This window comes from Streptomyces sp. SID5469 (assembly GCF_009862865.1).
Taxonomy (GTDB): domain Bacteria; phylum Actinomycetota; class Actinomycetes; order Streptomycetales; family Streptomycetaceae; genus Streptomyces; species Streptomyces avermitilis.
This window is the reverse complement of sequence record NZ_WWIN01000001.1, coordinates 1,806,746-1,820,930: the sequence shown is the minus strand read 5'-3', so window position 1 is coordinate 1,820,930 and position 14,185 is coordinate 1,806,746. Positions and strand designations below refer to the sequence as shown.

13 protein-coding genes are annotated in these 14,185 nt (G+C 71.3%); 8 read left to right on the top strand and 5 right to left on the bottom strand.

What is annotated here, in order from left to right:
- Positions 1–113: 113 nt before the first annotated feature.
- Complete coding sequence (locus tag GTY58_RS07835; protein WP_010982914.1) at positions 114–1,073, top strand: ROK family protein; 960 nt, start codon at positions 114–116, stop codon at positions 1,071–1,073.
- 30 nt (positions 1,074–1,103) lie between these two features.
- Here GTY58_RS07835 and GTY58_RS07830 read toward each other — a convergent pair whose 3' ends face one another.
- Positions 1,104–3,152: an NPCBM/NEW2 domain-containing protein gene (locus GTY58_RS07830; RefSeq protein WP_010982913.1), complete on the bottom strand. Its 2,049-nt coding sequence runs from the start codon at positions 3,150–3,152 to the stop codon at positions 1,104–1,106.
- A gap of 417 nt (positions 3,153–3,569) precedes the next feature.
- Between GTY58_RS07830 and GTY58_RS07820 the strand changes: the two genes are divergently transcribed.
- A complete protein-coding gene (locus GTY58_RS07820; RefSeq protein WP_010982912.1) occupies positions 3,570–3,764 on the top strand; it encodes a hypothetical protein in 195 nt (64 codons plus the stop codon).
- Between the two features lie 152 nt (positions 3,765–3,916).
- Positions 3,917–4,957 (top strand): NUDIX domain-containing protein, encoded by a 1,041-nt coding sequence (locus GTY58_RS07815; RefSeq protein WP_010982911.1) that lies wholly within the window; start codon positions 3,917–3,919, stop codon positions 4,955–4,957.
- A 121-nt stretch (positions 4,958–5,078) separates the two neighbouring features.
- On the opposite strand, the gene GTY58_RS07810 is transcribed toward GTY58_RS07815, so the two are convergent.
- Both GTY58_RS07810 and GTY58_RS07805 read right to left on the bottom strand, forming a co-directional pair.
- Positions 5,079–5,807, bottom strand: a complete 729-nt coding sequence (locus GTY58_RS07810) for an MBL fold metallo-hydrolase (protein ID WP_037646210.1) — start codon at positions 5,805–5,807, stop codon at positions 5,079–5,081.
- Between the two features lie 61 nt (positions 5,808–5,868).
- The gene (locus GTY58_RS07805) at positions 5,869–7,224 is read right to left on the bottom strand and encodes a dipeptidase (RefSeq protein ID WP_010982909.1); all 1,356 of its coding nucleotides are present in this window, start codon (positions 7,222–7,224) and stop codon (positions 5,869–5,871) included.
- A gap of 184 nt (positions 7,225–7,408) precedes the next feature.
- On the opposite strand from GTY58_RS07805, the gene GTY58_RS07800 reads away from it, so the two are divergent.
- Positions 7,409–8,614 (top strand): geranylgeranyl reductase family protein, encoded by a 1,206-nt coding sequence (locus GTY58_RS07800; protein ID WP_010982908.1) that lies wholly within the window; start codon positions 7,409–7,411, stop codon positions 8,612–8,614.
- A gap of 83 nt (positions 8,615–8,697) precedes the next feature.
- On the opposite strand, the gene GTY58_RS07795 is transcribed toward GTY58_RS07800, so the two are convergent.
- Complete coding sequence (locus GTY58_RS07795; protein WP_037645973.1) at positions 8,698–9,150, bottom strand: nitroreductase/quinone reductase family protein; 453 nt, start codon at positions 9,148–9,150, stop codon at positions 8,698–8,700.
- Between the two features lie 185 nt (positions 9,151–9,335).
- Between GTY58_RS07795 and GTY58_RS07790 the strand changes: the two genes are divergently transcribed.
- Positions 9,336–10,070 (top strand): TetR/AcrR family transcriptional regulator, encoded by a 735-nt coding sequence (locus GTY58_RS07790; RefSeq protein ID WP_010982906.1) that lies wholly within the window; start codon positions 9,336–9,338, stop codon positions 10,068–10,070.
- Positions 10,071–10,123: 53 nt separating this feature from the next.
- Here GTY58_RS07790 and GTY58_RS07785 read toward each other — a convergent pair whose 3' ends face one another.
- Complete coding sequence (locus tag GTY58_RS07785) at positions 10,124–11,167, bottom strand: medium chain dehydrogenase/reductase family protein (RefSeq protein WP_010982905.1); 1,044 nt, start codon at positions 11,165–11,167, stop codon at positions 10,124–10,126.
- A 185-nt stretch (positions 11,168–11,352) separates the two neighbouring features.
- Here GTY58_RS07785 and GTY58_RS07780 point away from each other — a divergent pair, with 185 nt between their 5' ends.
- From GTY58_RS07780 to GTY58_RS07770, 3 genes are all read left to right on the top strand, one after another.
- Positions 11,353–12,003, top strand: coding sequence for a TetR/AcrR family transcriptional regulator (locus GTY58_RS07780; protein ID WP_010982904.1), 651 nt, complete (start codon positions 11,353–11,355; stop codon positions 12,001–12,003).
- A 105-nt stretch (positions 12,004–12,108) separates the two neighbouring features.
- Positions 12,109–13,446 carry a sensor histidine kinase gene (locus GTY58_RS07775; RefSeq protein ID WP_010982903.1) on the top strand — a complete coding sequence of 446 codons (1,338 nt, stop codon included), beginning with the start codon at positions 12,109–12,111 and terminating at the stop codon, positions 13,444–13,446.
- A complete protein-coding gene (locus tag GTY58_RS07770; RefSeq protein ID WP_010982902.1) occupies positions 13,443–14,108 on the top strand; it encodes a response regulator transcription factor in 666 nt (221 codons plus the stop codon). Before GTY58_RS07775 ends, GTY58_RS07770 begins: the two co-directional genes overlap by 4 nt.
- The last annotated feature ends 77 nt before the right edge of the window (positions 14,109–14,185 follow it).

The window sequence follows — 14,185 nt, the reverse complement described above, 5'->3', positions numbered from 1 at the left end:
CCCCCAGGGGCGCACCGTTCAGCCCGCTCTCGGCCGGGGACCCGGACCCGGAACCGTGACGGCAGTCGCCGTGCCGGGACCGGTACGACACGGCATTGGGAGATCTGAAACTGATGCACACCGACCTCGTGGCCGCGCTCGACATCGGCGGCACCAAGATCGCCGGAGCGCTGGTGGACGGCCACGGCCGGATCCTGTTGCGTGCCCAGCGCGCCACGCCCGCGCAGGAGGACGGCGACACCGTGATGGGTGCCGTCGAGGACGTCATAGGCGAGTTGACCGGCTCCTCGCTGTGGGGCGGGGCGACGGCCGTCGGCATCGGCAGCGCGGGCCCCGTGGACGCCTCCGCGGGCACGGTGAGCCCCGTGAACGTGCCGGGGTGGCGCGACTACCCGCTGGTCGAGCGGGTCCGCAAGGCCACGGCGGGGCTGCCCGTCGAGCTGATCGGCGACGGTGTGGCGATCACGGCGGCCGAGCACTGGCAGGGCGCGGCTCGCGGCCACGACAACGCGCTGTGCATGGTCGTGTCCACCGGCGTCGGCGGTGGCCTGGTCCTCGGCGGGCAGTTGCACTCGGGCCCCACCGGCAACGCGGGCCACATCGGGCACATCAGCGTGGACCTCGACGGCGACCTGTGCCCATGCGGTTCCCGCGGCTGCGTGGAGCGCATCGCGAGCGGACCCAACATCGCGCGCCGCGCGCTGGAGGGCGGCTGGCAGCCGGGCCCCGACGGTGACACCTCGGCCGCCGCGGTGGCCGCCGCCGCGCGGGCGGGCGACCCGGTGGCCGTGGCCTCCTTCGAGCGGGCGGCCCAGGCGCTGGCCGCGGGGATCGCCGCGACCGCGACCCTCGTCGAGGTCGACATCGCCGTCATCGGCGGGGGAGTGGGCAAGGCGGGGGATGTCCTCTTCACGCCGCTGCGGGCCGCGCTGCGGGACTACGCCACCCTGTCGTTCGTGCAGCGGCTGACCGTGACGCCCGCGCAGATGGGCACGGACGCCGGTCTGGTCGGCGCCGCGGCGGCCGCGCTCAGCAGGAAGCCGAGCGCGACCGCCGTCGGGGTGAGCGGCTGAGGCCGACGGCTCCCGGCCCCTTGCCCGACGTCAGCAGCTGAGCTTGGCGTCCGCCCAGTCCGCGTGGTCCGAGGTGATGCCGTTGCCGCCGTCGGTGACGACCAGCCGGACCACCTGGGCGCCGGTCACATCGGCCGAGAGCGGTCGCGCCGGCATCGCGGTGGTCAGGACCCCGGTCGAGGCGACTCTGGTGCCGTCCGCCCAGATCTCGAAGGTGACGCTGCCATTGGTGTCCTGCTCGTCGTCGACCCCCACGTCCGCGGTGACTGTCTCGCACGACCTGCCGGTGTAGTACGCGATGGTGCTCTCGGCGTGCACACCGATCCCCTTGGCGTGGACGACGCCGTCGACAGTGATCGGACGACCGTCGCCGGCGGCGCTCTCACCGTTGCTGGTGTTGCGCTCCACCGGGCCCCAGCCGTTGGTCGTCGACATCCAGGGCAGGTCCCCGAGGTAGGAGACGCCCGAGGGCGGGGCCGGCACCACGGACGCCGCGAGCGGCACCAGGGTCTCGGCGCGTACCCCCGTCGGCGAGCGGTAGGTCGCCTTCAGCGTCAGGTCGTACGAGCCGGCGGCCGTGCCGTCGGGCGCGGTGACCTTCCACTTCGTGCGCAGCGAACGGCCTGTCGGCACCGTGCCCGCGGTGGTCGGCGAGGTCGCCCTCACCCGCCACCCCCGGGGCCCGCTCAGTGTCACGGAGACACGCTTCGCGGGCGTACGGCCGAGGTCGGTGAGCGCCGAGGTCAGGGCGACCGTCCTGCCCGCCTCCAGCAACGGGCTGCCGTCCACGCCCAGTTCGACGGCGGGCGGGTTCTTGGCCCATGCGGCGTCGGCCGAGACCCGTACGAGGACCGTCCCGTGCGCCGGGACGGTCGCCGAGATCGTGCCGGCGGTGTTGTAGCTCCTGTGCTGCCACAGATCGCGCAGCGTGTACGCGTGTGCCTTCGGCAGTCCTACGGCCTGCGCGGTGGTGGTGATCCGCTGTGCGCTGTCCGTCTCGTTGAAGAGGGCCACCGCCCGGCTGCCGTCCTTCATCTCCTTGGTGACGGCCCAGCGTCCGCCCTCGGAGGAGAGCACCGTGCCCTGCTTGCCCAGCGGGTCCTGGTCGACGGCGATGACCTCCTTGTTGTCGAGGATGTCGAAGGTCGCGGCGGACGCCTTGCGCAGGTCCGAGCCGATGAGCAGCGGCGCGGCCATGATCGACCACATCGAGAAGTGGGTGCGGTACTCGGTGTCGGTCATGCCGCTGTTGCCGACCTCCAGCATGTCCGGGTCGTTCCAGTGGCCGGGACCGGCGTACGGCGCGAGGGGCAGATTCTGCTTGAGGATCGACAGCATCGAGCCCCAACTGTCGCTGATGTCCCCGGTCGTACGCCACAGCTGTCCGACGTCCGACGCCCACTCCCAGGGCTTGTTCTCGCCCCACTCGCAGAGGCTGTAGACGATGGGGCGCCCCGTGGCCTTCAGCGCGTCACGCATCGTGGTGTAGCGGAGCTTCGCGTCGACACCCTGGTTGTTGCAGTTGTCGTACTTGAGGTAGTCGACGCCCCAGTCCGCGAACTGTTGGGCGTCGCTGTACTCGTGGCCCAGCGCGCCCGGGAAACCGGCTTCGTTGCATGTCTTGGTGCCCGCGCTGGTGTAGATGCCGAGCTTGAGCCCTTTGGAGTGCACATAGTCGGCAACCGCCTTGATTCCACCCGGGAATCGAGCGGGATCCGGCACCAACTTGCCGTTCGAGTCCCGGGCCGGCAGGGCCCAGCAATCGTCCAGGTTGACGTACTGGTACCCGGCGTCCTTGAGACCCTTCTCGACGAAGATGTCGGCTGTCCCCTTGACCATGTCCTCGTTGAACTCCGGTCGGCATCCCGTGGAGTTCCAGTTGTTGAAGCCCATCGGCGGGGTGAGGGCGAGGCTGTCGGCCGGCCGGGGCGAGACCGGACCGGCGGCGGGAGCGGCGAGGGCCGGCGCCGCGAGCCCGGCCGTACACAACAGTCCTGCGGTGAGCGCTCCGACGACTCTTCGGCGGGTTGTGCGGGTTGTGCGGGTTGTGCGGGTTGTGCGGGCGTAGGGGTGACGCATCGTTACGTTCCTCCGAGCGCGCTAAAGGCGGGATGTCACCATGTTCACGTCAACCATGCACTTTTACGTTAGAACGTGTCGGACTCTGTTGGAAGAGGGCGGTAGTGTTTGTTCGATATCCCGCCAGAACCCTTGACGGCGCCCTCACATGGGAGTGAGATCCAAGCCGCGCGTTCGGTTGTGTGAGGTGGCAGCCCGTTGAGGGGGACGTGGCACAGCCATCGTTGAGGGGCCTGGCGCATCCGGGGACGAGGCAGGACATCGGATGTCCCGGCGGAATCTCTTGCGCGGCACGGCCGTGGGAGCGGGCGCGGTCACGCTTCCCGACGGGAGTCACGCTCGGGTCCTCGAAGGGACAGTGTGGCCGAAACGGGGACCGGGCCGTGACTCATGCCCGGTTCCGCAGTTGAACCGGGCATGAAGAAGCGCAGCATGCTCGCCATCGCCTCCCTCGCCGCCGGGTTCGTCGTCGCCGCAGTCACTCCGTCCCACGCCGTGGACGGCGACGTAATCGGTGATCTGAACGTCAACGACACGATCAGCACCGTCGACCACACCATCAACAGCGACAGCCTGGCCGTGGACGACAACGCCCTGGGACGGAAAGGCTGACGGGATCCGATGGTCGCGGCGCCGGTGCCCCGGGGACGGGGGCACCGGCGCCGCGGCGTGTCGGACACGCCGAGGCGCCCTCATCAGGGCCTGGTTTCCGTGGCAGGGTGGAGAGGGCAAGCCACAGGGGGGCCAACAGAAGAGGGGGAACCGTGATCGTCTGGATCAACGGTGCGTTCGGTGCGGGGAAGACCACCACCGCACGGGAACTGATCGAACTGATCCCGAACAGCGCGCTCTTCGACCCCGAGGTCATCGGCGGCGCACTCACGCACCTGCTGCCGCCCAAACGCCTCGCCGAGGTCGGCGACTTCCAGGACCTGCCGATCTGGCGACGGCTCGTGGTCGACACCGCGGCCGCGATGCTCGCCGATCTCGGTGGTGTCCTGGTGGTTCCGATGACCCTGCTGCGACAGGAGTACCGCGACGAGATCTTCGGTGGCCTCGCCTCCCGGCGCATTCCCGTACGCCATGTCCTCCTCGCCCCGGCGGAAACGATCCTGCGGGAGCGAATAGCCGAGCGGGAGATCCCCGCAGACCTGGCTGACGGCGAGATGCGGGTACGGCAGTGGTCGTACGACCACATCGAGCCCTACCGGGCCGCCCTCGCCGCCTGGCTCACCGCCGACGCCCACCCCGTCGACACCAGCGCCCTCACCCCGTACGAGACCGCCCTGCGGATCGCCGAGGCCGTGCGCACCGGGGACGCGCCCGCGTGCGACATCGTGCAGACCCCCGAGCCGACCGCCGAGACCCTCGCCGCGGGTGTGCTCCTCTTCGACGAACAGGACCGGGTACTGCTCGTCGACCCCACCTACAAAGCCGGCTGGGAGTTCCCCGGAGGTGTCGTCGAACCCGGCGAGGCGCCCGCACGGGCCGGCATGCGCGAGGTCGCCGAGGAGACCGGCATCCGGCTCGACGAGGTACCCCGGCTCCTCGTCGTCGACTGGGAAGCGCCTGTGCCGCCGGGCTACGGCGGACTGCGCTTCCTCTTCGACGGAGGGCTCCTCGACAGCCATGAGGCCGGACGCCTGGTGCTGCCCGGGCCCGAACTGCGCGACTGGCGCTTCGTCACCGAGGAGGAGGCGGCCGGGCTGCTGCCGCCCGTGCGGTACGAACGGCTCCGCTGGGCGCTGCGCGCACGCGAGCGCGGTGCGGCGCTGTATCTGGAGGCCGGGATCCCGCTCGGCTGACCCCGACCCGGCGGACTCGCGCGGGGCGTGCCGGTGGCCCGGTCGTCGGCCCGGCCGGTCCGCCGCACCGCCCCGCACCGCCCCGCCCCGCACCAAGACTGTCCGCCGCGGACGACGACCGCTACACCTCGTCGTACGTCCGCGCCGACGCGCGCAGCGCCCCAGCGGCAGCGCCGACCACCGGACCGCCGTGGCCGAAGCAGGCGATGTCCGCGTCGAGTGATGCCAGTCGGCGGAACGAGTCGACGGCCTGGGCCCGGTCGACGTTGAACACGCCGAGCATGACGCGGCCGTCGACGGGCGAGGCCGCGACGGCGTCTCCCGTGAACAGCACGCCGTGCTCGGGGAGATGGAAGGCGACACTCCCGGCCGTGTGCCCCGGGGCGTGGACGACGCGTGCGCCACCGCCGAAGTCCAGGACATCGCCGTCGGACAGTTCGGCGACGGCCTCGGGCCGCACCTGGTCGGGGGACCGCTCCGGCAGGAGCTTGCTCACCCCGGCATGGATCGGTCGCTCCCAGTCCTCGAACACCGGCGGCGGTCCGGGGAGCTCGCCCCGTACGACCGGCGCGTCCAGCCGGTGGGCCGACACACGAGCGCCGCTCAACGCCGCGAACTCGCCCGCCCCGCCCGCGTGGTCCTCGTGGAAGTGGGTCAGCACGATGCGTCGTACGTCCTCGGGGCGACGCCCGATGCCGGTGAGCGCCTGGACGATCGAGGCGGCCGAGCCGACCGCACCCGCATCGATCAGCGTCGACTCGTCGCCGTCGCACCAGAGATACGCCTGGCCGACGGCGAAGCGCAGCAGATGGAGTGCGGTACGCCCCGAGAGGACTTCGATGACCTGCATGAGGCGAACGTAGAGGGCCATCGCCCGGTGGGGGAGGGCCCTCTGCTGTGGGCAGACTGGCTCAGACCGCCGCGTAGTTGCGCAGGAACAGGGCCTCCGCCACCGAGAGCCGCTCCAGCTCCTCCGGAGACACGCTCTCGTTCACGGCGTGGATCTGCGCCTCCGGCTCGCTCAGGCCGATCAGCAGGATCTCCGCCTGCGGGTACAGGGAGGCGAGCGTGTTGCACAGCGGGATGGAGCCGCCCTGGCCCGCGTACTGCATCTCCTGGCCCGGGTAGGCGACCGACATCGCCTCGGCCATCGCCGCGTACGCCGGGCTGGTGGTGTCCGCACGGAACGCCTGGCCCTGGCCGATCTGCTCCGTGCTCACCCGCGCGCCCCACGGTGTGTGCGCCTCCAGGTGGGCCTGGAGCAGCTTGGCCGCCTCGGCCGCGTCCACGCCCGGCGGCACCCGAAGACTCACCAGCGCCCGGGCGCCGGCCTGCACGGACGGGGTCGCCCCGACGACCGGCGGGCAGTCGATGCCGAGCACGGTGACGGCCGGACGCGCCCAGATGCGGTCGGCGACGGCGCCGGAACCGATCAGCTCCACGCCGTCGAGCACCTTGGCGTCCTTGCGGAACTGCTCCTCCTCGTACCGCAGCCCCTCCCACCGGGCGTCGCCGGTCAGCCCGTCGACGGTGGTCGATCCGTCCTCAGCCCGCAGCGAGTCCAGTACGCGGATCAGCGCGCCCAGCGCATCGGGCGCCGCGCCGCCGAACTGCCCCGAGTGCAGGTTGCCTGCGAGCGTGTCGACCTTCACGCGGACGAGCGTCATACCGCGCAGCGTCGACGTGACCGTCGGCTGACCCACCCGGAAGTTGCCCGCGTCGCCGATGACGATGGCGTCGGCGGTCAGCAACTCGGGGTGCTGCTCGGCGTACCGCTCGAGACCACCGGTACCCTGCTCCTCCGAGCCCTCGGCGATCACCTTGACGTTCACCGGAACGCCACCGTTCGCTTTGAGCGCACGCAGGGCCAGCAGGTGCATGACGACGCCGCCCTTGCAGTCGGCGGAACCGCGCCCGTACCAGCGGCCGTCGCGCTCGGTCAGCTCGAAGGGCGGGCTGACCCAGGCCGTCTCGTCCAGCGGCGGCTGCACGTCGTAGTGCGCGTACAGCAGCACGGTCTTCGCGCCCGCCGGGCCGGGCAGGAACCCGTACACCGACTGTGTGCCGTCCGGGGTGTCGAGCAGTGCCACGTCCTGGAAGCCCTCGTCGCGCAGCGCCTCCGCGACCCACTTGGCGGCACCCTCGCTCTGGCTCTTCGGGAACTGGTCGAAGTCCGCCACCGACTTGAAGGCCACCAGCTCGGTGAGCTCCGCTTTCGCCCGCGGCATCAGGGAGGCGACGGTCTCGGCGACCGGATTCGACGACATGGGCACGCTCCTTGTAGGTGCGACGTTGTACTTATGAGTACGGGTGTCCGTGCGGTGCGTACGCGTGTTCTGGTGTGCAGGGCGCATACGCTGCCGATCCTCCCACAGGGGCCGGCGGCGACGCCCGCCGTAGGATGCCTGAGACAGGTGCGGCAAGCGGCTTGATCGGGAGCAGTAGACCATCGTGAGCAGCGAGAACTCTTCGACGGACGACGCGCAGCAGGTTTGGGATGTCGTCGTGGTCGGCGCGGGGCCCGCGGGCGCCTCGGCCGCCTATGCGGCAGCGGTCGCGGGACGCAGTGTCCTGCTCCTCGAGAAGGCGGAGCTGCCCCGTTACAAGACGTGCGGCGGCGGCATCATCGGCCCTTCGCGTGACGCGTTGCCACCCGGCTTCGAGCTGCCCTTCCAGGACCGGGTGCACGCGGTCACGTTCTCGAACAACGGCCGGTTCACGCGCACCCGTCGCTCCAAGCAGATGCTGTTCGGCCTGATCAACCGGCCCGAGTTCGACCAGCAGCTCGTCGAGCACGCACAGAAGGCGGGCGCCGAACTCCGTACGGGTGTCACGGTCTCGCGGGTCGAGCAGCACGGGTCCGCCGTACCGGACCGCCGCACGGTCGCCGTCGTCCTTCAGGGCGGCGATTCCCTGCTCGCGCGGGCCGTCGTCGGGGCGGACGGCAGCGCCAGCCGGATAGGCGCGCATGTCGGTGTGAAGCTCGACCAGGTCGACCTCGGCCTGGAGGTGGAGATCCCGGTGCCGGAGACCGTCGCCGAGGATTGGCAGGGGCGGGTCCTGATCGACTGGGGGCCGATGCCCGGCAGTTACGGCTGGGTGTTCCCCAAGGGGGACACGCTCACCGTCGGTGTGATCTCGGCGCGAGGTGAAGGTGCCGCCACCAAGCGGTACTTGGAGGACTTCATCGCCCGGCTCGGCCTCGCCGGTTTCGAACCGAGCATCTCCTCAGGTCACTTGACCCGCTGCCGTGCCGACGACTCGCCGCTGTCGCGCGGGCGGGTGCTGGTGTGCGGTGACGCGGCCGGGCTCCTCGAGCCGTGGACCCGGGAGGGCATCTCCTTCGCGCTGCGGTCGGGACGGCTGGCGGGGGAGTGGGCGGTCCGTATCGCCGAGGCCCACGACGCCGTGGACACGCGGCGCCAGGCCCTGAACTACGCCTTCGCGATCAAGGCGGGGCTGGGCGTCGAAATGAGCGTCGGCAAGCGCATGCTCACGGCGTTCGAGCGCCGTCCCGGCATGTTCCACGCGGCGCTCACCGGCTTCAGGCCCGCCTGGAAGGCGTTCGCGCAGATCACCCGGGGTGCCACCTCGCTCGGCGAACTCGTCCGCAGCCACCCGATGGCGGGGCGTGTCCTGACCTCGCTGGATCGGTAGGCGCAGCGGTACGGCGGTGCGACGGGTGCGGGCAGGCAGGGGCGGCGGGGTACGCCGGGTAGGTCAGGTACGCCGGGCCCGGATCACGGCTTGACCGTGATCCGGAACACCGGGTGGTCGGGGGCGGCCGCGATCAGCTCCTCGTCGGTTGACTTGGCCGTCACGCCCTTGAAGTACTGGTTGACCTCCCAGCCCCACTTCTCGAGGTAGGCCCGCAGGACGGGGAGCTTCTCCTCGTCGGGAAGTTCCACCGCGGTGAACGCGCGCACCGTGCGGCCGACCCGCAGCTCACCGCCTCCCGCGACGCGCATGTTGCGCACCCACTGGGAGTGGCCGCGGGCCGAGACCAGGTATTCGGCGCCCTCGTACGGGTGCGGGTTGACGGGGATGCGCTGCTGCTGCCCGCTCTTGCGGCCGCGCACCGAGAGCTCGGCCGTGCCCTTGAGGCTGAATCCGCGGCGGGCGAGCCAGCCGATGACGCCGTTCATGCGGATGGTGAACCGGCTGCCCTGGAGGTAGTACGGGGACGACGACATGCTGACTCCCGACGCTTTGGAGAGCGGTGCTCTCGCTTGAGAGGAGTGTGCATGAGATCGGCGCTCCAAAGCAAGAGCAGTGCTCTCAGTTATGGGCACTGCTCTCCACCCGGAGCACTGCTCCGGACTGTGTGCACTGCTCCGAACTGTGTGCACTGCTCCGAAAGCATGGGACACTGCCCGGCATGAGCACCGCACGAGGAGCCCGCGCCCGAGCCCGGACCGAAGTGACCGCCGCGATCAAGGACGAGGCGCGCAGACAACTCGCTGCGGAAGGCGCCGCCAGGCTCTCGCTGCGGGCCGTCGCCCGCGAGCTAGGCATGGTCTCCTCCGCGTTGTACCGCTACTTCCCCAGCCGCGACGACCTGTTGACCGCCCTCATCATCGACGCCTACGACTCCCTCGGTGAGACCGCCGAGGCGGCGCACGCCAAGGGTTCCGACGCGGCGAACCATGCCCAGCGGTGGGTCGCCGTGTGCGAGGCGGTGCGCGGTTGGGCGCTGGCTCATCCGCACGAGTACGCGCTGATCTACGGTTCGCCGGTGCCCGGTTACGTAGCGCCCGACACCACCGTGCCGGCCGCGTCCCGCGTCGGCCTGGTTCTCATGGGCATCGTCCGCGACGCGCACCAGGGACCCGGTGTCGTCGGCTCGCGGCTGCCCGCCGAACTCGAGCCCGAGGCCCGGCGGATGGCCGCCGATCTCGCGCCGGACCTTCCGCCGGCGACGGTCGTGGCGCTCGTCGCGGCCTGGGCGAAGCTCTTCGGGCTGGTCGGCTTCGAGCTGTTCGGCCAGTTCCACCGGTTGGTCGAGGACCGTGAGCCGTTCTTCCGGCACGCCGCCGCCCAGCTCGCCCACGACGTGGGTCTGGTCTTCACCGGGCCGACCCCGCCGCGCGGCGGGAGTAAGCAGGGGCCCTGAGACCGGCAGGGTACGGGGCACGCGGGTCGCACCCCCGGGTCCGGCGGGTCGTACTACGGGATCAGCACGACCTTGCCGGCGACCGTCCCCGACTCCGCCAGCCGCATCGCTTCGGCGACGCGCGCGAGCGGGAGCCTGGCGGCGATCCTGGCGGTGACCTCGTCGCGCTGGAGGGCCGCGAACACCTCGGTGAGGTCGGCGCGCAGCCGGGCGCGGAAGCGGTTCTTGCTCAGGGCGCGGCCCGCCCAGACGTTGAAGAAGTACGCGCGACGGCCGTTCGGCAGGGTGTTCCACAGCCACACCCGGCCGAGGATCTTCAGTACGGGCCACTGCTTGGAGCCCGTGTCGTCCCGGGTGGCGGCGCTGCCGTAGGAGACGAGGGTGCCGCCCGGTGCGAGCAGCCGCCAGGAGTCGATCACGCTCCGTCCGCCGACGTGGTCGAACACGGCGTCCACCCCGTTCGGAGCCAGTTCGCGGACCCGGCCGGGGACGTCCTCGGTGCGGTAGTCGACCGGGGTCACGCCCAGTTCACGCAGGGCGTCGTGATGGCGCGCGGACGCCGTGCCGATCACCTTCACGCCCGCGGCGCGCGCGAGCTGCACGAGGACCGTGCCCACGCCGCCGTTGGCTCCATGGACGAGGACTGTCTGCCCGGCGCGCACCCGGGCTTTGCGGTGGAGCATCTGCCACGCGGTGATTCCGTTGACCACCAGTGTCTCCGCCTCAGCCGCCCCGACGCCGGCGGGCACCTCCACCGCGTCCGCCGCGTCGATCACCACATGACTGGCCCAGCCACCGACCTTCGTCAAGGCGGCCACCCGCTTGCCGACCAGGCCGGGAGTGACTCCGCTGCCGGCCGCGCGCACGGTGCCGACCAGGTCGTAGCCCGGGACGAAGGGGAACGGCGGCTGGTCGTAGTACCGGCCGCGGCGCATCTGCTGCTCGGCGAAGGAGACGCCGGTGGCCTCCATCGCGATCAGGATCTGCCCGGCTTCCGGGGCCGGTAGCGCCCGGTACCGGAGCTGAAGCCCCTCCGGTTCCACCGTGCCGGGCAGCACGACCTCGAGGAGTTCCCTGCTCGCGATGACGCCTTCCATGACGACCTCCGTCTAGAGTCACTTGCTTGCGTTAGAAGCTATAACGAGAATGACTAGCGCTCGCGATGGTGTCAAGCCCTTGCTTCCATCTCTGTTACTGGCTCTATCTCTGGTGATAGGTTGAAACGAAGAGTGCGGCGAAGAGTGAGACGAAGCGGTGAAGGCAGAGGGGAGCGTCGCGGACGATGGCCGGAGTCAAGGAGAGTCCCCGAGAGCGGTACCGGGCCCAGGTGCGCTCGGAGATCAAGGAACGGGCCTGGGAGCAGATCGCCACCGCGGGCGCGTCAGGGCTGTCCCTGAACGCGATCGCCAAGCAGCTGGGCATGAGCGGCCCGGCGCTCTACCGCTACTTCGCCGGCCGCGACGAACTGATCACCGAGCTGATCCGGGACGCCTACCGCAGCCTCGCGGACGCCTTCCGCGCCGCCGCCGAGTCGGGCGCCGACCTCGTAGGACTGGCGCACGCGATGCGCGACTGGGCACTCGGCGACCCCCAGCGGTACTTCCTCGTCTACGGCACGCCCGTACCTGGCTATCACGCACCCGAGGACGTCACCGCGATCGCCTCGGAGATCATGTCGACCCTGCTCGACGCGTGTGCGGCGGCGCCGGGCGCGGCCCCGCACGGCGACGCGTTCGACGAACACCTCGCGGACCACCGCCCATGGGCGGCCGACCACCCCGCCCCGCCCGCGGTCCTGCACACGGCGCTGGCCTTCTGGACCCGTCTGCACGGCGTCCTGTCCCTGGAACTCGCCGGCCACTTCACGGGCATGGGCTTCGACCCGGCCGCGCTCTTCGCAGCCGAGATCGACGACCTGTCGGCCACGCGGTAGCCGGGAGAGGGCGCGCCCCGGCCGACCTGTACTCCCCGGGGAGTAGACGTGATCACCACGCTCGGCCGACGCCGCCCACTCCCCGTGCCGTCTAGCGTGAACGCCATGGAGGAACAGCGCGCGAACGCCCAGGGGTGGCGGCACGGACCACCGTGGTGGCGCCGCTGGGTCGACGACCGGCGCCAGGGCCGTGGCCGCGGTCCCCGTCTGCCGTGGCGCTCGACGGCGCTGCTCACCGTCCTGGTACTCGTCGGCTCGGACTTCGCCGCGCACGTGCAGGAGGGGGGCCGTGCGCCGCTGGACCCCTTCGCGCGCGCACTGCTGCTCCTCGGTTCGGCCCTCCTGCTGTGGCGGCATCGCCATCCGGTGCCCGTCGTCTTCGGTACGGCGGCGGCCGCGATGCTGTATCTGGGTGCCGGATATGCGTACGGGCCGGTGTTCCTCATCGTCGCCGTCGGCTGCTACAGCGCGGTTGTCGCCGGGCACCGCAGGGCCGCGTGGACCGCGGTCGGCATGCTCTGGGCCGGACATGTGGTGGTGTCGCACTGGCTCTACCGGTGGCTGCCGCCCTCCGGGGACGCGCCCGCCCCCTGGGGGCAGGAGATCGTCATCGTCACCTGGGTGGTGGCGATCATGGCGGTGTCGGAGCTGGCACGGCTACGCCGTGAGCAGTGGGCCCGCGAACGCGCCGAGCGGGCACAGGCGGCCCGGCGGCGCGCCGACGAGGAGCGGCTGCGGATCGCCCGCGAACTGCACGACGTCCTCGCGCACAGCATCTCGGTGATCAACGTTCAGGCGGGCGTCGGTCTCGCGCTGCTCGACTCCGACCCCGAGCAGGCGCGCACGGCGCTCACCATCATCAAGGCGGCCGGCAAGGAGGCGTTGGGAGAGGTGCGGCACGTACTCGACACCCTGCGCACGCCCGACGAAGCGCCGCGTGCGCCGGCGCCCGGGCTCGACCGGCTGTCGGAACTGGTCGAGCAGGCGGCGAGCGCGGGGTTGACGGTCGAGATCGAGGGCGAGGTGCCGAAGCTCGCGCCCGGCACCGATCTCGCCGCCTTCCGGATCGTCCAGGAGGCACTGACGAACGTCGTACGGCATTCGGGATCGCGGCACGCGCGCGTGCTGATCGACGACGGCCGGGGCGACACCGGCGGTGACCTCCCAGGTGACGCGCGGGCCGGCACTCGGGTCGACCCCCACGCGAGCACGCAGGGCGGCACCCAGGGCGTACTGCGTCTCCGTATCGACGACGACGGGCCCGCGGCCGGCGTCGACGCGGGCGGCAGTGGGAACGGGCTCGCCGGAATGCGCGAACGGGCCGCCGCGCTGGGTGGCACGATCGAGGCGGGACCGCGCGCCGACGGCGGTTTCCGGGTGCTTGCCGTACTGCCGTTCAGGGCGCCGCCCGAGGAGACCCTTCAGATCAAGGAGGACCGGTGATCCGGGTACTGCTCGCCGACGACCAGTCGCTGGTCAGGGCGGGGTTCAAGGCGCTGCTCGACGCACAGCCGGACATCGACGTGGCCGGCGAGGCCGCCGACGGCGAGGAGGCCTTGCGCAAGGTGCGCGAACTGCGCCCGGACGTCGTGCTGATGGACATCCGCATGCCGTTCCTCGACGGCCTGGCGGCGACCCGCCGGATCACCGACGACGCGGACCTCGGGCACGTCAAGGTGGTCATGCTCACCACCTTCGAACTCGACGAGTACGTCTTCGAGGCGATCCGCTCCGGTGCCTCCGGCTTCCTCGTCAAGGACACCGAGCCGGACGAACTCCTGCGTGCGGTAAGGGCGGTGGTCCAGGGCGACGCACTGCTCTCGCCCGGGGTGACCCGGCGGCTGATCTCCGAGTTCGCGGCCCGCTCCAAGGCGCCGGCGGCCGCCGACTCCCTCGCCGGACTCACCGAGCGGGAGCGGGAGGTGATGGCGCTGGTCGGTTTCGGTCTGTCCAACGACGAGATCGGCCGCCGCCTGGTCGTCAGTCCCCTCACCGCCAAGACGCACGTCAGCCGGACGATGGTCAAGCTGGGTGCCCGCGACCGGGCCCAACTCGTGGTGCTGGCCTACGAGTCGGGGTTGGTGCGGCCGGGCTGGCTGGGCTGATCCCCGGACCCGCACCCCGAGTCAAACAGGCGTGCGCCCGGCGGGCGGTCAACCGCGCCGGACGCACACCACGGAGG